General features: G+C 67.6%; 20 protein-coding genes and 1 pseudogene. 13 read left to right on the top strand and 8 right to left on the bottom strand.

Annotation, left to right across the window (positions count from 1 at the left end; genetic code table 11):
• A pseudogene (locus tag ON43_RS44970) lies at positions 1-203 on the top strand (alpha/beta hydrolase); the annotation flags it as partial.
• On the opposite strand, the gene ON43_RS23385 reads toward ON43_RS44970, so the two are convergent.
• On the bottom strand, positions 204-1,142 hold the full coding sequence (locus tag ON43_RS23385) for an alpha/beta hydrolase (RefSeq protein ID WP_051179025.1): 939 nt from the start codon (positions 1,140-1,142) through the stop codon (positions 204-206). It lies immediately after the preceding pseudogene.
• 263 nt (positions 1,143-1,405) lie between these two features.
• Here ON43_RS23385 and mqo point away from each other — a divergent pair, with 263 nt between their 5' ends.
• Complete coding sequence (gene mqo / locus ON43_RS23380; protein WP_040810875.1) at positions 1,406-2,929, top strand: malate dehydrogenase (quinone); 1,524 nt, start codon at positions 1,406-1,408, stop codon at positions 2,927-2,929.
• An 18-nt stretch (positions 2,930-2,947) separates the two neighbouring features.
• A complete protein-coding gene (locus ON43_RS23375; protein WP_040810874.1) occupies positions 2,948-3,397 on the top strand; it encodes a GNAT family N-acetyltransferase in 450 nt (149 codons plus the stop codon).
• A 69-nt stretch (positions 3,398-3,466) separates the two neighbouring features.
• On the opposite strand, the gene ON43_RS23370 is transcribed toward ON43_RS23375, so the two are convergent.
• Positions 3,467-3,862, bottom strand: a complete 396-nt coding sequence (locus tag ON43_RS23370) for a YybH family protein (RefSeq protein ID WP_040810872.1) — start codon at positions 3,860-3,862, stop codon at positions 3,467-3,469.
• 85 nt (positions 3,863-3,947) lie between these two features.
• On the opposite strand from ON43_RS23370, the gene ON43_RS23365 reads away from it, so the two are divergent.
• The 8 genes from ON43_RS23365 (at position 3,948) to ON43_RS23335 (ending at position 11,417) form a co-directional block, all read left to right on the top strand.
• Entirely contained in the window at positions 3,948-6,086 is a 2,139-nt protein-coding gene (locus ON43_RS23365; RefSeq protein WP_245568714.1) for a magnesium chelatase subunit D family protein, read from the top strand.
• Between the two features lie 4 nt (positions 6,087-6,090).
• The gene (locus ON43_RS44965) at positions 6,091-6,240 is read left to right on the top strand and encodes a hypothetical protein (protein WP_157514150.1); all 150 of its coding nucleotides are present in this window, start codon (positions 6,091-6,093) and stop codon (positions 6,238-6,240) included.
• A gap of 22 nt (positions 6,241-6,262) precedes the next feature.
• Positions 6,263-6,589 carry a hypothetical protein gene (locus tag ON43_RS23360; protein WP_157514149.1) on the top strand — a complete coding sequence of 109 codons (327 nt, stop codon included), beginning with the start codon at positions 6,263-6,265 and terminating at the stop codon, positions 6,587-6,589.
• 89 nt (positions 6,590-6,678) lie between these two features.
• On the top strand, positions 6,679-7,299 hold the full coding sequence (gene cobO, locus ON43_RS23355; protein ID WP_040810883.1) for a cob(I)yrinic acid a,c-diamide adenosyltransferase: 621 nt from the start codon (positions 6,679-6,681) through the stop codon (positions 7,297-7,299).
• Complete coding sequence (locus ON43_RS23350; RefSeq protein WP_040810866.1) at positions 7,293-8,678, top strand: cobyrinic acid a,c-diamide synthase CobB; 1,386 nt, start codon at positions 7,293-7,295, stop codon at positions 8,676-8,678. Before cobO ends, ON43_RS23350 begins: the two co-directional genes overlap by 7 nt.
• A complete protein-coding gene (locus ON43_RS23345; RefSeq protein WP_051179018.1) occupies positions 8,665-9,030 on the top strand; it encodes a cobalamin biosynthesis protein in 366 nt (121 codons plus the stop codon). The genes ON43_RS23350 and ON43_RS23345 overlap by 14 nt, the downstream gene beginning before the upstream one ends.
• Before the next feature lie 77 nt (positions 9,031-9,107).
• On the top strand, positions 9,108-10,586 hold the full coding sequence (locus tag ON43_RS23340) for an HNH endonuclease signature motif containing protein (protein ID WP_083913649.1): 1,479 nt from the start codon (positions 9,108-9,110) through the stop codon (positions 10,584-10,586).
• Between the two features lie 468 nt (positions 10,587-11,054).
• Positions 11,055-11,417 carry a hypothetical protein gene (locus tag ON43_RS23335; protein WP_040810864.1) on the top strand — a complete coding sequence of 121 codons (363 nt, stop codon included), beginning with the start codon at positions 11,055-11,057 and terminating at the stop codon, positions 11,415-11,417.
• On the opposite strand, the gene ON43_RS23330 is transcribed toward ON43_RS23335, so the two are convergent.
• The 5 genes from ON43_RS23330 to ON43_RS23310 form a co-directional block, all read right to left on the bottom strand.
• Positions 11,396-12,091, bottom strand: a complete 696-nt coding sequence (locus ON43_RS23330; RefSeq protein WP_040810861.1) for a response regulator transcription factor — start codon at positions 12,089-12,091, stop codon at positions 11,396-11,398. The two genes, ON43_RS23335 and ON43_RS23330, sit on opposite strands and share 22 nt — an antisense overlap.
• Complete coding sequence (locus ON43_RS23325; RefSeq protein ID WP_040810859.1) at positions 12,088-13,302, bottom strand: sensor histidine kinase; 1,215 nt, start codon at positions 13,300-13,302, stop codon at positions 12,088-12,090. The genes ON43_RS23330 and ON43_RS23325 overlap by 4 nt, the downstream gene beginning before the upstream one ends.
• Positions 13,303-13,396: 94 nt before the next feature.
• Positions 13,397-15,589 carry an MMPL family transporter gene (locus tag ON43_RS23320; protein WP_040810857.1) on the bottom strand — a complete coding sequence of 731 codons (2,193 nt, stop codon included), beginning with the start codon at positions 15,587-15,589 and terminating at the stop codon, positions 13,397-13,399.
• 184 nt (positions 15,590-15,773) lie between these two features.
• On the bottom strand, positions 15,774-16,886 hold the full coding sequence (locus ON43_RS23315) for an Rv3169 family protein (RefSeq protein WP_040810855.1): 1,113 nt from the start codon (positions 16,884-16,886) through the stop codon (positions 15,774-15,776).
• A 1-nt stretch (position 16,887) separates the two neighbouring features.
• Positions 16,888-18,024, bottom strand: coding sequence for a phosphotransferase family protein (locus ON43_RS23310; protein WP_051179015.1), 1,137 nt, complete (start codon positions 18,022-18,024; stop codon positions 16,888-16,890).
• 265 nt (positions 18,025-18,289) lie between these two features.
• Between ON43_RS23310 and ON43_RS23305 the strand changes: the two genes are divergently transcribed.
• The gene (locus ON43_RS23305; protein WP_040810853.1) at positions 18,290-19,642 is read left to right on the top strand and encodes a hypothetical protein; all 1,353 of its coding nucleotides are present in this window, start codon (positions 18,290-18,292) and stop codon (positions 19,640-19,642) included.
• Here the strand turns inward: ON43_RS23305 and ON43_RS23300 are convergent.
• A complete protein-coding gene (locus ON43_RS23300; protein ID WP_040810851.1) occupies positions 19,632-20,588 on the bottom strand; it encodes a poly(ethylene terephthalate) hydrolase family protein in 957 nt (318 codons plus the stop codon). The genes ON43_RS23305 and ON43_RS23300 overlap by 11 nt on opposite strands.
• A 158-nt stretch (positions 20,589-20,746) precedes the next feature.
• Between ON43_RS23300 and ON43_RS46335 the strand changes: the two genes are divergently transcribed.
• On the top strand, positions 20,747-20,937 hold a 191-nt coding region (locus ON43_RS46335), incomplete at its 3' end, for an NAD(P)-dependent oxidoreductase (protein ID WP_040810849.1).

Raw genomic sequence — 20,937 nt, 5'->3', positions numbered from 1 at the left:
GCGTCAAGGATGCCTCCTGCCCGCCGGTGGAGATCCCCACCACCCTGCTGGCCACCAAGCGCCTGCCGCGCCCGGTGGCCGAGGGTTCCAGCCGGTTCGTCTACGGCGAATTCCGGCTGGTCCCCATGGATGTCACGGATGTGGCCTCGGAAGCCGGCCACGAACTAGCCACCGAAGTGGTGCTGCGCACCAGCTTCTGGTGATCAGGCACCGGTCTCCGGTGCTTTCGCCAGCCACTCCAGCCACGAATCCAGTTCACCGAAGGCCTGCGCGCGCGGCGTTTCCGCGGACAGGAACACGTCGTGCCGCGCACCTTCGATCGGCACGATATTGGTGCGGTCGCCCAGGCAGCCCGACCAGCGCTGGATCTGCTTGACGTCGAGCACCAGGTCCGCCAGATCGGCGGCGGGCCCGTATTTGCGCATGAACTTGGTGATCTTGGACCGCAGGATCAGCGCCGGGACCCCGATGTCGAGGCCCTTGTGCAGCCGGAACTGCCCGCGCCGGATGGCCCGCAGCCAGCCCGCGTGAACGGTGTAGCCGCTCAACGGTTTCCAGTCCAGGTTGTAGTCCCATTCACCGGAGACGCTCTTGTGCAGGCTGTCGCCGTAGGCGGTGGAGACGCCCAGCGGGATCTTCGCGAACCCGCGCAACCGGCCCAGCCCCTCCAGCAGCGGCGTGCCGATCGAGCGGTAGTAGCCCGGCCCCTGCAGATCGAACCAGGGGCTGTTGAGCACCAGGCCCGTAATGCCCTGCGCGCGTGCGCCGTTCGCGGACTGCAGCCGGTTCAGCCACAGCGAGGTCACCAGGCCGCCGGTCGAATGCGCCATGACGAGCACATCCAGACCGGTCTCCTCGCGGATGGTCTTCAGGGAGCGGTTCAGCTCCACGTCGTAGAGCTCCAGGCTGCTCACATAGTGCGGCGTCTGCCCGGCCCGCTGCGAACGGCCGCATTTGCGCAGGTCCAGCGCGTAGAAGGCGTATCCGCGCGCGGCCATGTGTTGGGCCAGGTGTTCCTGGAAGAAGTAGTCGGTGAAGCCGTGCACGTACAGCACGGCCTTGGTCGCGACCGGGGCCTTGGCCGGGGTGTATCGGACCAGCGTGGCGACCACATCGCCCTCGCCGTCCGGGTCCGGTCCCATCGGGATCGTGAGCTGTTGGTAGTCGTCGCCCAGCACGTCGGGCTGCCAGGTGGTGGTCGACGAAGTGGTGGATGACGTATCGGAGGTCACAAGGCCAAGATAGACCGTGGCACAACGCTGTCCATTTGGGAGGGATCTCTCACATTCAGGGATTTCGGCGCGGGATTCGGGAATGGTCAGGGGCAGAATTGAGCTCAAGTGAACGACGGGTAACCTAACCCCCACCTGGTGACCCACAAAGGACAAGGAAGTCGACGAACGCCGTGTCGAACGCTGCCACGATTGAAAAGACCGATGTAGTACTCATCGGTGCCGGCATCATGAGTGCCACCCTCGGCGCCTTGCTCCGTCAGGTGCAGCCGGACTGGTCGATCAATATCTTCGAGCGACTGGACGAGGCCGCCGGGGAGAGCAGCGATCCCTGGAACAACGCCGGTACCGGCCACTCGGCCCTGTGCGAGCTGAACTACACCCCGCGCAACGCCGACGGCTCGGTCGAGATCGCCAAGGCCATCGACATCAACGAGCGTTTCCAGGTCTCGCGGCAGTTCTGGTCCTACGCGGTCGAGAACGGCGTGCTGGCCAACCCGTCGAACTTCATCAATCCCATCCCGCACGTGAGCTTCACCCACGGCGCGGACGGCGTCGAATACCTGCGCAAGCGCTACGAGGCGCTGTCGCGGCATCCGCTGTTCGAGGGGATGGAATTCATCGACGACGCAGCCGAATTCAGCCGGCGACTACCGCTGATGGCCAAGGGCCGCGACTTCTCCGATCCGATCGCGCTGAACTGGTCCTCGCACGGCACCGATATCGACTTCGGCGAGCTCACCAAGGAACTGCTGGCCTACCTGGGCGCGTCCGGCGCGGATATCGCGTTCGGCCACGAGGTGCTCAACCTGACCAAGCAGTCCGACGGCTCCTGGCTGGTCAAGGTGCGCAATCTGCGCAGCCGCAAGGTGCGGGTGATCAACGCCAAGTTCGTGTTCGTCGGCGCGGGCGGCGGTGCGCTGCCGCTGCTGCAGAAGTCGGGCATCAAGGAGATCTCCGGTTTCGGCGGCTTCCCGGTGTCGGGCCTGTTCCTGCGCGCCACCAACCCGAACCTGGTCGCCCAGCACGAGGCCAAGGTGTACGGCCAGGCCTCGGTCGGCGCGCCGCCGATGTCGGTGCCGCACTTGGATACTCGCGTCATCAACGGTGAGAAGGGCCTGCTGTTCGGCCCCTACGCCGGCTGGACGCCGAAGTTCCTCAAGGACGGCAAGCTGACCGACCTGATCAAGTCGGTGAAGCCGAACAACCTGTTCTCCATGCTGGGCGTGGGCGTCACCGAGATGGGCCTGGTCAACTACCTGGTCGGTGAGCTGCTCAAGTCGCAGGCCGGTCGGGTGGGCGCGATGGAGGAGTTCATCCCGCGCGCCGACGGCTCGGACTGGGAGCTGATCATCGCCGGTCAGCGCGTGCAGGTGATCCGTCGCAAGGGTGCGGGCGGCGTGCTCGAGCTCGGCACCGCGGTCGTCGCGGCCGAGGACGGCACCATCGCCGGTCTGCTCGGCGCCTCGCCGGGCGCGTCCACCTGTGTGAGCGCCATGCTCGACGTGATGCGCAAGTGCTTCCCGCGCGAATTCTCCACGTGGGAGCCGAAACTCAAGGAAATGGTGCCGTCGCTGGGCGTCAAGCTGTCGGAGAACCAGGCCCTGTACCGCGAGGTCTGGGACTGGTCCACCAAGGCCCTGCAGCTGGACTCCGACAACACGCCGAAGCACGCCGGTATGGCCTCGCACGCCTAGATGTGATAGCAAGACGCGATGATGTCAACGGTTGCTCTCAAACGGTCGTGGTCCCAAGACCTGGACACCGCGACGCTGTACAAGCTGTTGAAACTTCGCGTAGAGGTTTTCGTCGTCGAGCAGAAGTGCGCCTACCCGGAACTGGACGGTTTCGACCTGCTGCCGGAAACGCGCCACTTCTGGCTCGATGACGAGGGTGAGGTCATCTGCACCCTCCGCCTCATGGAAGAACACGAAGACGGCGTGAAGTCCTTCCGCATCGGCCGCCTCTGCACCACCCCCGAGGCCCGCGGCCACGGCTACACCACCCGCCTCCTCCAGGCCGCCCTGGCCGAAGCGGGTTCGGCCACCGTCCGCCTCAACGCCCAGACCTACCTGGTCGACATGTACACCAAGCACGGCTTCAAGGTCGACGGCGAAGAGTACATCGAGGACGGCATCCCCCACATCCCGATGCGCCGCGGCTAACCCGCACCCCCTTGGAACACCCCGCGCCCGCTGTGAAACCCACAGCGGGCGCGGTTGCTTTCCCGGCCGTCAGGGAGTGGGGCGGACGCCCCAGGGGTCGTCTATGAGGAGGGCCCAGGAGTCGTCCGGGCGGCGGCGGAGGACGTCGGTGCTGGTGGCGGACATGGCGATGGGCTGACCGTCGGGGCGGGTGCCGTCGATGTGCCAGGCGTTCACGACCGTGGCGATGTCGCCGGCGATGACGGTGCGCAGGATGTTGTTGCGCATCACCGGGTGGATCGAGACGAGATCGGCCAGCGCGGAACGGATTTCGTCGGAGCCGGTCGCCGGGGCGGTGGTCGGGGAATAGAAGAAGACGGCGTCGGGCTCGTAGAGCGAGGCCGCGTCGTCGGGGCAGCCTTCGGCGAGCGCGGTGGCGAGCAGGGAGAGAACAGCTTCCGGGGTGGGCGCGTGCGGTGAACTCATCGGTACCTCCTTCCCCGAGTATCTGCGCATCCGTTCGGCGAGGGGGGTGGGCCGGGGGAGTTCGGGGCGCGCATAGAGTTGGGGCGTGTCGGTTTCTCCTGTGGCTTACTCCGAAAGCGTCCATACGGCCGGTGATGAGGCCGGGTTTCCGTTCTCCGCTGTAGTGGGGCAGGAGCGGCTGCAGCTGGCTTTGATCCTGTGTGCGGTGCATCCCGGGATCGGGGGCGTGCTGGTGCGCGGGGAGAAGGGGACCGCGAAATCGACCGTGGTGCGGGCGCTGGCGCAGTTGCTGCCGCCGGTTGTCGACGAGTCCGGGGCGCGGCCCGCGCGATTGGTGGAGTTGCCGGTTGGCGCTACCGAGGACCGGGTGGTTGGTTCGCTGGATTTGGAGCGGGTGCTGCGGGACGGGGAGCAGGCGTTCAAGCCCGGGCTGCTGGCGGCCGCGCATCACGGGGTGCTCTACGTCGACGAAGTGAACCTGCTGCATGACCATTTGGTCGACGTCCTGCTGGACGCGGCTGCCATGGGACGGGTTCACATCGAGCGTGACGGTGTCTCGCATACCCACCCCGCGCGATTCGTGTTGGTCGGCACCATGAATCCCGAAGAGGGCGAACTGCGCCCGCAGCTGCTGGACCGGTTCGGGTTGACCGTGGATGTGGTCGCCTCCCGTGACGTGGACGTCCGCATGGCGGTCGTTCGCCGCCGCCTCGACTACGAGGCCGACCCGAACGCCTTCGCCGCGAGCTATCAGGCCGCCGATCGTGAAGTGGCCGAACGCATCCTGACCGCGCGCGACCGCCTGGCCGAGGTCGCGCTCGACAATGTGGAGCTGCGCCGCATCGCGGCCTTGTGTGCGGCCTTCGACGTCGACGGCATGCGCGCGGACCTGGTGGTGGCCCGCACCGCAACCGCCCACGCCGCCTGGCGCGGAGCGACCGCGGTCACCGAGGCCGACGTTCGTGTAGCCGCCGAACTCGCCCTGCCGCACCGCCGTCGGCGGGATCCGTTCGACGAACCCGGCATCAGCGAGGAACAACTCGACGACGCCATGAACCAGGCCGCCGAGGAAGCCGCGCGCGCCGAGGGAGACGACCGCCTGGGAAAAGGTGAAGCGGTCCCGCCGAACAACGGTGCGGGGCCGCAGGATCCGGCAAGCGGGTCGGGCGATGACACCGGCCAGAACTCCGAAGCCGCCGATTCTCCTGCCTCCGGGCCGGATTCGCACGACAGCGGCGCGGACCCTCGGCCGGAGGGCCCGGACTCCGACGGCCATGGTCCGGACTCGGGCCCTGACCTCCCGGACGGCGGCCCGGATTCGCCCGGAGCAGGCCAGAACCCGCCCCCGAACTTGGACGGCGGCCGGGGCGAGCGCAACCCCGCCGCCGACCGCCCCGCCCGCGAGGGCCGGGTAGCCGCTCCCACCGCATCCCTACCCAAACCTCCGCGCTGGGAGGTCCCCGGCGTAGGCGAGGGCGCACCCGGTCGCCGCTCCCGTGCCCGCACCCGCCAGGGCCGCGTCGTGCACGCCACCGAGGACACCTCGACCGGCTTGCACCTTCTTGGCACCATCTTCGCGGCGATCCCCCATCAGTACGAGCGCGGCCGCCTGACCGGCCCACTCGCGTTCGCTCCCGCCGACCTGCGCGGCGCGTATCGCGAAGGGCGCGAAGGCAATCTGGTCGTGTTCGTGGTCGACACCTCCGGCTCCATGGCTGCCCGAGACCGCCTCTCCGCCGTCACCAACGCGGTGGTGGCCCTGCTCCGCGATGCGTATCAACGCCGCGACAAGGTCGCCGTCATCACCATGCGCGGCCAGGACGCCGAACTCGTCCTGCCTCCGACGTCCTCGGTCGATATCGCCGTACGCCGCCTCGCGGACCTGCGCACCGGCGGCAAAACCCCGCTCGCCCAGGGGCTTCTGAAGGCCCGAGACCTGCTCCGCCGCGAGCGGGTCCGCGATCCGCACCGCCGCCCGCTGCTGGTCCTGCTCACCGACGGCCGTGCCACCGGCGGCACCGACCCGGTTCTGCGCGCCCGGGCCGCCGCTCGCATGCTCGCCCGCGATGTGGTCACCGCCATGGTCGTCGACTGCGAACGCGGCATGATCCGCCTGGGCCTCGCCCGCGACCTCGCCGCCGAACTACGTGGCGGCTACCTCCCGCTGACCGACCTGACCGGCGACGCCGTCGCCGACGTCGTCCGCGGCGCCAGGGCGGCGTGACCCGGTGCGTTTCCTCCGACGCCGCAAGCTCCGGGCACGGGCCGTCGACGGCGCGCGCGATATCGCGGTCGAGACCGCGGCCGAGACCCTCCTCGAGGCCATGGCCCGAGGAGTCGTCGGAGCCGTGAGAGCCATCGCGCACGCACTGAGCTGACGGCGACCCGCCGAAAGGCGCTGTGGCTGCCTACAATTGGGTGGATCCGACCGGTGCCGTGAGCGCCGGGATCGTCCGAGCAACGGGGGCGGCAATGGGCTACTACACGCACGGCTGGAAAGAACAGCCCAATGCATCCAGCGAGGGGAAATCAGCACGCGAGATAGCCGAGGCCGGGGGTCCCGGTTACGGCGCGCTGCTGAAGATGCCGAGCAGCAGCGGGACTGCGGGACCTGGCAATTCGACGGCCGGGCGCGGCCCCGGCTACGGCGAGGTGGCGTACGCTGCCGGAACCTTCGTCGTCGAGAGCCTTTTCACCCTGCTCCGAGGCATCTCCAATAACTCCTGACGACCGCAGTCCGGGCCGGGAGCCGCCGCTTTCGAGGGGTATGGCACCGTGAATCCCCGGACAGGTTGTCGTGGAAGGAGTTGGGGTCGATGCCGAAGGGTGTGCCGCTGCCGGAGAGCATTCCGGATGACGGGCTGACGACGCGGCAGCGTCGGAATCTGCCCGTGCTGGCGGTGCACACGGGGCCGGGGAAGGGGAAGTCGACCGCGGCGTTCGGGATGGCGCTGCGGGCCTGGAACCAGGGCTTCGATGTGGCGGTGTTCCAGTTCGTGAAGAGCGCCAAGTGGAAGGTGGGCGAGGAGGCCGCCTTCCGGACCCTCGGGCAGCTGCACGACGAGACCGGCGTCGGGGGTGCCGTCGAGTGGCACAAGATGGGCGAGGGCTGGTCGTGGACCCGCAAACAGGGGAGCGATGAGGACCATGCGGCGGCGGCGCTGGCCGGGTGGAAGGAGATCCAGCGGCGGCTCGGGGCCGAGGAGCATCGGTTCTACGTGCTGGACGAATTCACCTACCCGCTCAAATGGGGCTGGGTGGACGTGGACGAGGTCGTCGAGACCCTGCGCGATCGCCCCGGCAACCAGCATGTCGTGATCACCGGCCGCGATGCCCCGCAGGCTCTGATCGATGCGGCCGACCTCGTCACCGAGATGACCAAGGTGAAGCATCCGATGGACGCGGGCCGCAAGGGCCAGCGCGGCATCGAATGGTGACCACACCCGCGGTCGTCATCGCGGCACCCGCCTCGGGGAGCGGAAAGACCACGGTCGCCACCGGATTGATCGGCGCCCTGCGGCGGGCCGGGCATCGGGTCGCGCCGTTCAAGGTGGGGCCGGATTACATCGATCCGGGGTATCACGGGTTGGCGGCCGGGCGGCCGGGACGGAATCTGGATCCGGTGCTGGTCGGTGCTGAGCGGGTGGTGCCGCTGTACCTGCACGGCAGCGCGGGATGCGATCTAGCGGTGGTCGAGGGCGTCATGGGCCTGTTCGACGGCCGCATCGACGAACACAACACCGACCCCATCGCCGAGGGGTCCACCGCCCAGATCGCCGCCATGCTCGGCGCACCGGTGATCCTGGTGGTCGACGCCCGCGGCCACAGCCAGAGCCTCGCGGCGCTGCTCCACGGATTCGCTACCTACGACAGCGGAATTCGCCTCGGCGGAGTGATTCTCAACCGGGTCGGCAGCGAACGGCATGAGCAGGTGCTGCGCGCGGCCTGCGCGCGGGTCGGCCTGCCGGTGCTGGGCGCACTGCCTCGGATGGCCGAACTGGCCGTACCGTCACGGCATCTCGGTTTGATCCCGGCTGTCGAACACGGGTCCGCCGCACAGTCGGCTGTGGACGCCATGACGGATCTCGTTGCGGCGCATATCGATCTGGAGGCAGTGGCAGCGCTGGCCGCATCGGGTGCGCAGGGGCAGGCCTGGAACCCGGCCGACGAGGTGACCGCTGTGGAGTCCGGCCCGGTCGTCGCCATCGCCGGTGGTCCGGCCTTCACCTTCGGCTACGCGGAACACCGCGAACTCTTGTCCGCTGCGGGCGCGCAGGTTCAGGTTTTCGACCCGCTCCACGATGAATTGCCTTCCGGCACAGCTGGTCTGGTCGTTCCTGGTGGATTCCCGGAGGAACACGCCGCCGACCTGGCCGCCAACACCGGCCTGCTCGCCTCGATCGCCAACCTCGCCGCCCGTGGCCTGCCCATCCACGCCGAATGCGCGGGCCTCCTCTACCTGACCCGCACGCTCGACGGCCACCGCATGGCGGGAGTGCTCGACGCCGACGCCGAGTTCGGCCCGCGCCTGACCCTCGGCTATCGAGACGCCGTGGCGCTCAACGACTCTCCACTCTGGAGCGCTGGCGAACGCGTACGAGGTCACGAATTCCACCGCACCCGCCTCACTACCCCCGGCTCGGCGGCACCTGCGTGGGCTTGGCGTTCGCCGACCGGAGAAACAGTCCGCGAAGGGGCGAGTCTTCAGAACGTCCACGCGTCCTATCTCCACACCCATCCCGCCGGGAATCCCGCCGCCGTCGGCGGCTTCGTCTCCGCCGCAGCCGATTTCGCCCGGTCCCATGCCCTTGCCTGAGCTGGCGGTCGGGGTCGGGTTCCGTCCGGGTACGTCGGCAGAGGAGATTGTCGCGGCCGTGCGGGTTGCGGTCGGAGACGCTGTGGTCGACCGTCTCGCCACGATCGACCGGCGGGCGGCGGAGCCTGGATTCCTGCGTGCCGCTGAGCAATTGGGAGCGGTGGGCGTCGGATTCGCGGCTGAGGAGTTGGCGTCGATATCGGTTTCCAGGCCGTCGGAGCGGGTCGCGGCGGCGATTGGAACGGGGAGCGTCGCTGAGGCAGCGGCGATATTGGCAAGCGGGGGTCGGGAATTGGTTTGCTCGAAAACAATTGTTTCTGGTCTGGTCATTGCTGCGGCAACAATCAGATAACACCGACATTCTGAAAAGGTAAGTGGCACCGGACATTTCGGGTTCCCGGCTGTTGGATATAGCGGTAGAATTAGCACATGGGTTCGAAGGGGAAGTCTCTCGATGACTGCGGGATCGCTGAATTGGCGGCCGCGGTGGAGACCCTTTCGGCTGTAATCCGGCCTGGCGGGCTGACTCAGTTTTCCGATTCCGATGTCGTGGTGTTGATGCGGCAGCTGGAGACCTGTAAGCGTCAGTTGGCGGCGTTGGATTCGACATTGATTCTGGAAGCCTCTGACCGTTCGCTGCCCGAGCAGTCCGGTGCGGGCAAGCTGGTGCCGTTCCTGCGCCACACTCTGGGTTTGTCGGCCCATGACGCGTCGGTGCGGGTGAAGATCACCCGCCAGTGCGCGGCGGTGCATGAGCCGACCGGGCACTTGCGCCCCGCCGCGTTGGCGGTGGCCGCGGAAGCGTTTGAAGCAGGCGCGATTTCGCGTGACCACGTGCGTCACATCGTGGACATCATGACCCATCTGCCCGCCGACATCCCCGCCGACGCCCGCGCTCACGCGGAAGCGTTGTTGGTGGAGAAGTCGCGTGAAGGGCTCTGGCCCGATGACCTGCCCAAGATCGGACGCGAGATCCTCGCCCGCCTCGATCCCGACGGGAAGGTGATCAACGACGCCGACCGTCGCCGCAAGCGCGGCATCGTGCTGGGGCGTCCGGGTGTGGACGGCATGTCGTGGATCGAAGGCTGGCTGACCCCGGAGCTGCGGGCGTGCCTGGATGCGGCGTTGGCGAAGCTGGCGCGCCCGGGCATGTGCAACATCGAGGATGTCGACAGCCCCGCCGTCGGCGCGGTTGTCGACTCGGACATCCTGGAGGCGGCCGCGCGTCGTGACCGCCGTGATGTCGGGCAGCGCAACCATGATGCCCTGTTGGCGTTGCTGCAGCCCGATGTGGATTTCGGCAAGCTCGGCCACCACCGTGGCATGCCCGTCCAGGTCACGTTGACCATGAGCCTGGCCGATCTCGAGCGCGGCGCCGGGATCGCGACCACCGCCACCGGCGGCCACATGTCGCTCAACGAAGCAATGAAGATGGCCGACGGGACCCGCCCGGTCTTGGTGGTCTTCGACGGGGATGGCATGCCGCTCTACATGAGTAAGGCTCGCAAGCCGCTCACCAACCCGAGTCAGGAACGTCTCGCGTCCCCGGGGCAGCGTTTGGCGCTGATCGCCCGCGATCGGGGCTGCACCTTCCCCGACTGCGATGCCCCGGCATCGATGTGCGCTGCCCATCACGTGATCGACTGGGCCAAGGGCGGTCCCACCGACATCAACAACCTCACGTTGGTGTGCGACCACCACCACGCCCTCGTCAACGACAGCGCCCAGGGCTGGACCACCGTGATGGGTGATCAGCACTCCGCTCATCCGGGTCGCGTCGGGTGGATCGCACCCAAGGCACTCGATCCCGCAGCCGCGGTGCAAGTCAACGAGAAACATCACCTCGGCGAGGGGGTCGCCACTAGCATCGCCGCACGCTGCCGGGAGTGGGGTACTCGCGCAGCCTGACCCGGCCGCTCCTGCGACCCGGGCGTGCGCAGAGCAAACTACGAAGTGTGGTTGCGTCGCCTGCCCTGCCGGACTTGGGCTGACGCCGGGCCGGGAGCCGTCACTCGCCGATCCCGGCCCACGGACTGCACGCATCACCTCTAGGGACAAAACCAAAAAGGACAAAGACCCAAAACCCCTCCCCGTCATCCCCCCTCCCTTTCACCGAGCGGCACATCCCGGAGGGTGTTTGTCCGGTTCCTCCCTAATCCCGCCTCCAAAATGTGCCGCTCGATGACAGCAACTGGGCGAATCGGACACGCGACGGGTGTCTTTGAGTGTTCTACCCCGGGCCGCTGCGCGCCCGAGCCTCGAGGAGGCTGGTGCCGCCACCGAGGTGCCCAACCCAGCCACCTCCTCTCCCTTCTCCAGGCGTCTTTTGTCTTTTGGTCTTTGGTTCTTGCTCTTTGGGTCTTTATCTTTTGACATGTGGCAGACCCCACCCTCGCCCCCGACCGCTGGCGCACCTACCTCATGTGGTGGCGCTTCCTCGGCCTGATCGGCTTCTGCCTGACCTTCTTCCTATCGTTCTTGATCATCAGCGATATGGAAGGCGTCCCCGAGTTCTGCGGCTGGCGCCACCCCTGCTCACCCTTGATCCTGCTGAGCCTGGGCATGCTACCCATCTACATCTGGGCAATCGCGGGAGCCCTGGCCTGGCAATTGGGTCGGATAGCCCTTCGCCAGCGCCGCACCCCCATCTGGGGAATCGGCATCGCCGCCCTGATCTACATCCCCGGCGTAATCCTCAGCCTCTACCTGGTGGCCAACTACTGGTGGCCCGAACCCTGATCTCGCCGAGGCGGCTCCACCCGCACCAGCCCGGATTGAAACGCGATCACCACCAACTGCGCCCGGTTCTGTACCCCAACTTTCGACATCGCCCGCTGCACGTGAGTGCGAACGGTCAGTGGGCTGACGTACATCTTCTCGGCGATCTCCTCATTGGACAGCCCTTCGGCGACCATCGCGACCACCTCTCGCTCGCGGGCGGTGAGCACGTCCAGGGAATCGGCTGCCGCCACTCGGCTTTCGGGGCGTGCCAGGTAGCGGGAGATGAGGGTGCGGGTGGCGGCGGGGGAGAGTAGGGCGTCTCCGGCGGCGATGGATCGGATGGAGCGGAGTAGTTCTTCGGGGCCGACGCCTTTGCCGAGGAAGCCGCTGGCTCCGGCTCGGAGTGCTTGTGCCACATACTCGTCCAGTTCGAATGTGGTGAGGATCAGCACCCGCGTGTCGCGCAGGGATTCGTCGGCGCAGATTTCCTGGGTTGCGGTCAGGCCGTCTACTCCGGGCATGCGGATGTCCATCACCACTACGTCGGGCCTCGTGGTTCGGGTCAAATCGACTGCCTCCCGGCCATTTCCGGCGATGCCGACGACCTCCATGTCGTCGGCCGAGTCGATCAGCAGCCGGAAGGTTCCGGCGAGCAGGGCTTGATCGTCGGCCAGCAGCACTCGAATGGTCATTGCGGCTCCAGGGGAAGTTCGGTGGTGACTTCGAATCCGCCGTCGGGGCGGCGGCCGGCGTGCAGGTGACCGCCTACGGAGGCGGCTCGCTCGTTCATGCCGATCAGGCCGTAGCCGGCGATCTCGGAGTCCGGTTCGGACATTGAATCCGCTTCGGCGCGTACGGGTTCGGACGGTCCGTCGTCGATCACGCTGATGGTCAACAGTAGTCGCGAGTACACGAGTCGTACTGTCGCCGTGGTGGTTCGGGAATGTTTGGTGACGTTGGTCAGCGCCTCCTGGATGATCCGGTAGGCCGTGAGATCGGTTCCGGGGGAGAGGGGGCGGCGGGCACCGGTCAGGGTCAAAGTGGTGGTGAGCCCGGCGCGTTCGAAGGATGCCAGCAGTTCGGGCAGTTGATCGAGTCCGGGTGTCGGTTCCAGTGGTGCGTCACTGTCGTCTTCGCGCAGCAGGCCGACGGTCGCCTTGAGTTCCCGCAACGCGGCGGCCGTGGTGTCGGCCAGCTGGTCCAGCATCTCCTGCGCCTGGTCGGGTTTGCTCTGCAAAAGGTATGCGGCGGTGGATGCTTGGGCATGGGCGAGGGCCATGTGGTGGGCGACGATGTCGTGCAGTTCGCGCGCGATGCGGACCCGCTCCTCGCCGACCCGCTGTCGCGCCTCGTCCTCGCGGGTGCGTTCGGCGAGTTCGGCTCGGGCGCGCAGAGCGGCGAGGTAGTTGGCGCGGTTGCGGGTCGCCTCGGCCAAGGCCCCGGCCACCAGGAGTCCGGCGATTATGCTGATCCGGGCCCCGGTCAGCACCGGCGACGGATCGTGTAAGAACGACGCGGCCAGCAACGTCACCGCCGCGACAGGCCCCGCGATCTTCGCCCGGCGCGCATCCTCCCACCGGCCCAGCGAGTACACCGCCACCAATGCGGCACCCACGGAGATCGCCGAGAGTTCGAAACCCGAAGCGGCGATGGCGATCCCGCATCCCGTGGTCACCGCGAGCACGGCCCGCGGGTACCGCCGCCGGAAGAACAACGCCAGCGAGGCCAGCGCCGACCACCCGAACACCGCCAACGACGGCGACCGATAGACGACCGGCCCACCCTCCCCGGCGTGGTTGACGATCATGCTCGCGTACGTGGCCAACGCGCAGAGCAGGACGGCCGTCGCCGCATCGACGAATCGGCCGTGTCGTTCCGGCCACTGTGACCATCCCGCGCTCATGCTGCTCCAATCCTGTCGTCCCGACACTAATCCGCGGCCCTCCCGACAAGCCGGTAGGCCGCCCACGCGGGACGGCCTACCGGGTCGATCGGCCTCAGACCAGTGCGGGTTCGAGCTCCTTCTCGGGTTCCCGCCGCGCGAGGCTCTCGCCCTCCACGTCGACATTCGGCAGCGCCCGGTCCAGCCAGCGCGGCAGCCACCACGCCTTGTCGCCGAGCAGCGCCAGCACCGCGGGGACCAGGGTCATGCGTACGATGAACGCGTCGAAGAACACCGCCGCCGCGAGGCCCAGGCCCATCATCTTGATCATCGGTTCACCGCCGCCGATGAATCCGGCGAACACCGCGATCATGATGGCCGCCGCCGCGACCACCACCCGCGCACTGTGCTTGAACCCGGTGACGATGGCGTCCTCCGCGCTCTGACCGTGCGCGAACGCCTCCCGCATGCGGGTCACCAGGAACACCTCGTAGTCCATGGCGAGGCCGAACACCACGCCGATCAGGAAGATCGGCATCATGCTCATGACCGGCCCGGTCTGATGCACCCCGAGCAGCCCGGCCAGCCAACCCCATTGGAAGACCGCCACGATCACACCGAACGCGGCGCCCACCGAGAGCAGGAAGCCGAGCGCGGCCTTGATCGGCACCGCGATCGAGCGGAACACGAGCATCAGCAGGATGATCGCCAGTCCGACCACGACCGCGAGATACGGCAGCAGTGCGTCCTGCATCTTCTGCGAGAGGTCGATGTTCATCGCGGTCGTGCCGGTGACCAGCACGGTCGCACCGGTCGCCGCCCGCAGCCCGTCCGTTTCGCCGCGCAGCGTGTGCACCAGGTCCTTGGTCTCGGTCGCCGCGGGACCGGTCTTGGGGATCACCGTCAGCATGGCGGTGTCACCGGCCTGATTGAACATGGCGGGCGACACCGACACGACACCCGAAGTGGCGGCCAGGGTTTCGGTCGCACGTTCCACGGCGGCCTTCGGGTCGGCGACACCCTTGGCATCGACGACCACCGTGAGCGGCCCGTTGAAACCCGCACCGAACCCGGCGGCCAGATCGTCGTAAGCGCGTCGCTGCGTCGTCGAGGTGGGCTGCGATTCATCGCTCGGCATACCCATTTCGAGGCTGGTCACGGGCAGCGCCAGCGCACCGAGCCCGAGCAGGCTCAGCAGCAGCACCGCGACCGGCCGCCGCACCACGAACCGCGCCCAGCGCGTGCCCATATTCGGCTTCGCGTCCGGCGTGAACGCAACCTCCTTGTCGCCCAGGCTCTTCCGGAACGCGCGCGGCAGCACGGCTCGCTGGAAGAAGCCGAGCAGCGCGGGCAGCAGCGTCAAAGCCACGGTGACGGCGATCGCGACCGTTCCGGCCGCCGCCAAGCCCATCTTGGTGAGCACCGGAATACCCACCACGCTCAGTCCGGCCAGCGCGATGACAACCGTCAATCCCGCGAAAACCACTGCGGATCCGGCCGTTCCGACCGCACGCCCCGCCGCCTCCTCGGGGCCGTACCCCTCGAGCCGTTCGGCGCGATACCGCGACACGATGAACAGCGCATAGTCGATGCCCACCGCGAGCCCGAGCATCATGGCGAGTGTGGTTGTGGTGGTGGACATTCCGACCGCCACAATGGCCGCGACCCCGGCGCCCAGCCCGATCAGCGCGGTCATCAACGGCAACCCGGCCGCCGCCACCGCGCCGAAGGTGATCATCAGCACGATCGCCGCGATCACGATGCCGATAACCTCTGTCGCCCCGCCCATTTCGGGTTTGGCCTGCAGGGCGGTACCGCCGATCTCGACCTTCAGCCCGTCGGCTCGCCCCTTGTCGACGGCCGTGGTCAGCGCGTCCTTGGTCGCGTCGGTGAGATCCTGCGGGGTCGCCCCGTAGCTGATGGTGGCGTAGGCGGTGGTCCCGTCCTTGCTCACCGCCCCGGTCTGGAACGGATCGAGCACGCCCTTCACCTGCCCGCCACCCGCTGCCTCAGCGATGACCTGTTGAACCTCTGCTCGGTTGGTATCAGCGCCGATCTGCTGCCCGTCCGGTGCGACGAACACGATGCGGGCCTGCGCCCCATCGGATTTGGTGCCTGGGAAGCGTTCGCTCAGCAGGTCGAACGCCTGCTGGGATTCGGTGCCGGGAATGGAAAATGAGTCGGGTGGGGCGCTGGGGGCGTTGGCCGCGCCGATCGCGCAGGCGGCCAGGATGCCCAACCAGAGCAGGACGACCAGGCGGCGTTTCTCGAAGGCGAAGCGGCCCAGCCGGTACAGGAATTTGGCCATGCGAAAAGGCTCGTCGAGCGGCTCTGTAGTCCGCATCGTCCGAGGGGAGGCCGTGGGCCGTACTGCGGATGCAGTAGAAGGCCGGGCGTCGTAGTGGACTGGTACGACGCCCGGCCACGCGATCCGCGCCGTGTGGTTGGGGCCGGCGCGGACCGCGAGTACTCAGCGCGGGTGTGTCAGAGACTCAGGGCGCGACCGAACCCCAGTCGGCGAACCCGGTCGGATCGTGGCGGCCCATAGTGCCGTGCTCGAACAGCCCCCAGCCCTCCGCGTCCCCGCACCGGGCCTTGCCGACATGGTCGATGACGCCGAACGGAATGCGTCCCGCGATCCCCGGATCGCTCAGGTCGTAGAGCTTGCTCTCGACCCATTCGCGACCTTTCCACTGCCCGTGCTGCCAGTCCGGGTCGCCGCCGTAGCCGCAGCCGACATTGAGCGCCATGAAGGTGCCCGCCTCGACCTCGACCTCGAGCGGCTTGCCCTCGCCCGTGGTGAGATCCAGCCGCACTTTGGTCGGAATGCGGGTGCCCGGCTTGTAGGTCAGATGCACACGCGGCCAACCGAGTTGCTCGATCCGCCCGTCCTTCCAGATGCGGGTGGCGTCGTTGAGGGTGCGGAACCCGTTGGGCTCCTCCTGCACGATGACGATGATGGAGAACTCGTCGAACAGCAGCGGCACGTACAGCCACCAGAACCCTTCGGACGGTTCGGAAGCCAGCCGCCCCGGGTGATCGGATTCGCCGACCGGGCGGATACCCCAGGACCGGTCGCGGGTGCCGCACCACGCGGACGGATCCACCGCGATATCGTCGCCGTCGACATGCAGTGTGCCCGACCAGGTTCCGACCTGTGCGAAGCGCTGCGCGTCGATGATGGGCCGGTGCACGCCGGTGAGAATGGTGTGCGGCTGCTCGGCGACGGCCGGGAACGCGCCCTCCCAGGTGAGGTCGAACGACAGGTCCTCGTGCTCGCACACCACCCGGATCTTCTGCAGCGGCTCCACGATCTCGATGCGGTAGCCGCCGACCTTCGGGTTCAGGTTGCGTTCGCCCAGCGCGTCGGAGAACCGCACGGCCCGCTGGGTGTCGCCGCGGCGCACGGTGGCGAAGGCGTCGGTGACGCCCAGGTTCGGGTACACGCCGAACCCGGTCACCAGGAAGATGTCATTGCCCTTGTCGAGGGCGTTGAAGTAGTTGCGGTCGTAGAAGTTCCGATCGCTGGTCCCGACCCGCGACATGGACAGCGGGGTCTGGTGGATCGGGTATTCGTCGAGCGCGATGATCTGATTCTGCGTCATCTCAATCCCAGGAGTAGGTGCCGTCGAGCATGGCTTCCAGCAGTGGCCGGTGCATCACGTAGTCGTCGCGGTCATCGGTGTCGGCGGCCTCGCCGAAGTGGATCATCCGCCGGCGGATGCGGGCCATCACGATGCCGTGGCGCAGCGCGGCGTACATGAGGTACCAGTCCATATCGCGCGGCGCGTGCCCGGTGGCCTCCTCGTAGAGCTTCTCCACATCCGCGCGGCGCATGTAGTCGGCCAGGCCCGGCTGGTCGAAGCGGGTGGCGATGTCCTGGAAGAACCGATGGATGAGGATGGTCCAGGCGATGTCGAGTTCGCGCGGCCCGATGGCGGCCATCTCCCAGTCCAGCACGGCGACCGGATCGAATTCGTCGAACATGACATTGCCCGGCCGGGCGTCGCCCCAGCTGAGCACGTCGGGCCCGGTATCGGTGGGGAAGTTCTGTTCCAGCCACTCGAAGGTGCGCTCCAGCAACGGAATCCGGTAGCCGTCGTTCGCGAGCGCCCAGTCGTACCAGGCCTTCTGGGCGTCGAAGTGCCGGCGCAGCGCCGAACCCTCGCCGTCGAACATCGGGAACCGTTGTGCCGGATCGGGAATCGAGTGGATCTTGGCAATGATGTCCACGGTGTGGCGGGTCACCTTGTACCGATCCTCCGCGCTGGCCTCGTGCAGCCAGCCGACGAACACGTACGGCGGATTGTCCTCGGGCACCCGGCCGCTCACCCGCCGCATGACGAAGAAGGGTGCGCCCAGCACATTGTCGGAGCCGGTCTCGAGCCAGCACAGCGGCGGCACCGGCAGGTCGGTGGCCTCGGCGACCCCGGCGATCACGGCGTATTGCGTTGCCAGGTCGTAGTTCTCGAAGACCGGGAACGAATTCGTGTCCGGCGCGAGCCGTGCGACGAAGGAGCCGCCCGCCGCCTTACCCTGCTCGGTCCATTCGGCATCGAAGAGCAGCGTCGTACTCGACATGCCGCCCGCCTGCGGGCGGGTGATCGAGGTGACCCGCGGCGGCTCGTCGGCCTCGACCTTGGTCCCGAGCCACTGCGCGAGCTCCGCCGCGAGTTCGTCGAGATTCTGATCGGAGACGGTGAGTTCCATCCGCTGGTTGGGATCGGCGTTGGCCGAAGTCATGTGGTCCTCCCTGCACGGGTGCTGATGGGTGAAATGTAACGCGTTCTAAATCACGCCGTAAGGGGATCGGGAAGACCCGTTTCAGCAGTTCCGGTCACCGGGATGGGGGTTGGTCGCTCAGGGCCGGTCGTGCTGGCACGTACGCCGCGAGAAGTACTTCCTATCAGGCATATTCCGGGTCGGCTCAGGGTCATCACGGAGGCGCTCGGGGACCTGGGATTCCTAACCTTGGAGATTCCGGATCGATGAAGCGAGGGGTAGTGCGATGAGTGTGCTGACGGCCGAATCCGCGACCGATCTGGACGGGAGGGCGGCGGATTCCACACCGCGCTGGAATCCGGCCACGCGGATTCTGTTTCGTTTCAGCTTTCTGTATTTCGGCCTTTTCTGCGTGTTCTATCCGCAAATGCTGATCGCCTTCGCGGGACTGCTACAGCGTTTGCTTCCCGACGACTGGCCGCGGCTCTGGATGAGCCCGTCGCTGCCGTTGGTGAAGTGGGTGGGCCGCACCGTCTTCGGCACGGACGTGGCGCTGCACGAGACGGGCAGCGGGGATCAGGCGGTGCTCTGGGTCCTGGTGTTCTGCATGCTGGTGATCGCGGTGGCCGGGGCCGTGCTCTGGTCGGTGCTGGACCGCCGCCGCACCGAATACCGCCGCCTGGCCGGGTGGTTCCTGCTCTTCATCCGGCTGTGCCTGGCCGGTCAGATGCTCGGATACGGGTTCGCCAAGGCGATTCCGACGCAGATGGTCGAGCCCGGTCTCGCCACGCTGCTCACCCCGTACGGCGACTTCGCGCCCATGAGCGTGCTCTGGAACCAGGTCGGCGTCTCGCCGACGTACGAGATCCTGCTCGGCACCGCCGAGATCCTGGGCGGCGTGCTCCTGCTGCTCCCGCGCACCCAGCTCGCGGGTGTGCTGCTGAGCCTGGTGAGCATGGCGCAGGTGTGGGTGCTGAACATGACCTTCGACGTGCCGGTGAAACTGCTGTCGTTCCATCTGATGCTGCTCTGCCTGGTCCTGCTGGCGCCGGAGCTGCCGCGGCTGGTCGCGGTGCTGACCGGCCGGGCCGCCGGACCCGCCGCGACGCCGGAGCCGTTCCGGAGCCGCCGTGCGGTGCGCTGGGCGGCCGCCGTCCAGGTGCTGCTGATCGCGTGGTTGTGTGCGGGTTATGCCTGGATCGGGGCGGACAACTGGCGCGAATTGCGTGGCGACAAGTCGAGATCCGAGCTGTACGGCATCTGGACCGTCACCGACTTCACTCGCGACGGCCAGTCGGTGCCGCCCCTGCTGACCGATGAGAGCCGTTGGCGGCGACTGGTTTTCGATCGACCGAAGATGGCCGTGGCCCAGCGCATGGACGACGAGCTGATGCCGCTGGGCGCGCAGATCGACACCGGCGCACACCGATTGGTGCTGCGGACCGACCCGGCGACGGAGCTGGGCGACCTCGGCTACACGCGGCCCGCTCCCGACCGGCTGGTGCTCGACGGTCGGCTGGACGGACAGCCGGTCACCATCACCCTGGACCGTGTCGACCTCGATCAACTTCCCCTGCGTCACGGTCGCGGCCTGCACCTCATTCAGGAGGACGCGAACTTCGGCAAGGTCATGGGGTAGCGATATCGCTGATCTGGTTGCCCCAGGCCGGATTCGGCGCGAGGAACTCACCGCCCGCGGCGAAGGCCCGCGCGGCGGTGGCGTCGCCCAGCAGGCGGGCGGCCAGCCAGGCGGTCGGATAGCCGAGATAGCCGTAGACACCGGCCGTGCAGGGGAAGCCCGCGCTCGCGCAATCCGGTTGGCCCTGTACGTCATTGTGGTCCAGCCGCGCGAGCGTGCCCCACGCCTTCGGGACGCTGGTGGGCACCGCGTCGTAGAAGGCGCGCAGCGACTGCGGCCCGACCATCTGCGGCGGCAGCGCCTGCTCCGATGGCGAGATGACGGTGTCCGCCGAACCGTTCACGAAGAACACCGAACCGCCGGATATCCGGCTCGGATCGGTGCAACCGCCGTTGAAACACCAGAACTGCGCCGGGAGTTCGATCGGGATCGCGGTCTTGATCCGGCTGCCCGAATTCAGCATGGCGTTGAGGACGCCGGTGGCTCCCTGGGAATGCCCCACCGCGCCAACCGCATCCGCGTCCAGCCGGTCATGGAACACGCTGCTCGGATCGGCGGCCAGCGCCAGCAGCTTGTCGACCGCCCCGGCGATATCGACGCCGGACCCGGTGGCCGAGTTCTCGGTGGCGATCACCACGAAGCCCCAGGACGCGAAATGCCGCAGCAGGTAGTCGTATTGGTTCGGATGCGCGTTGGTGCCGTCGCCCCAGGTGATGACGGGATGCCGGAATCCGTTGGCGCCCAGGTTCGCCGGGTACCAGATGTCGTAGGCAGACCCCTTGGAATCGCAACAGGCGAAGTCGCGCTGTGCTGTGACCGCCCAAGGACCGGGTTGCGAATAGGCCGCCTCCACTGTCGATTCCGCGTGGCCGGCGATGGCGGGCACCCCCAACACCATCAGCGCGGCGAGCAGACAACTGCGGATCAACACGGCGCAGCGGGTCATAGCTATCCAGCATAGAAACGACCGGCTGGGTTTCGGCGGAACTTGTCACCGACTCCTCGTCACAACATGACCGTCACCCCGGTGAAGTTCCTATCGATTGCCGCACGGATGCCGGGCGATTGTCGTGCGCCGACGGCCACGCCGTAGATTGAATCCTTGTGCAGAACGCGTCAGCCACCCCCGATGACCAGCCGGTTCCGGATTCGCAAGCCCCGACCGGCGACCCGAACTACCTGGTCGGCCTCGATCTGAACGGCCGCCGCGTGGTCGTGGTCGGCGGCGGCACGGTGGCGCAGCGGCGGCTCGGACTGCTCATCGCCTCCGGCGCGGATGTGCACGTGATCAGCCG

The sequence above is a fragment of the Nocardia concava NBRC 100430 genome, from assembly GCF_000308815.1.
GTDB classification, from domain to species: Bacteria; Actinomycetota; Actinomycetes; order Mycobacteriales; family Mycobacteriaceae; genus Nocardia; species Nocardia concava.
Note: the sequence above shows the minus strand (reverse complement) of the source record. Positions and strands in the feature narration are given on the sequence as shown.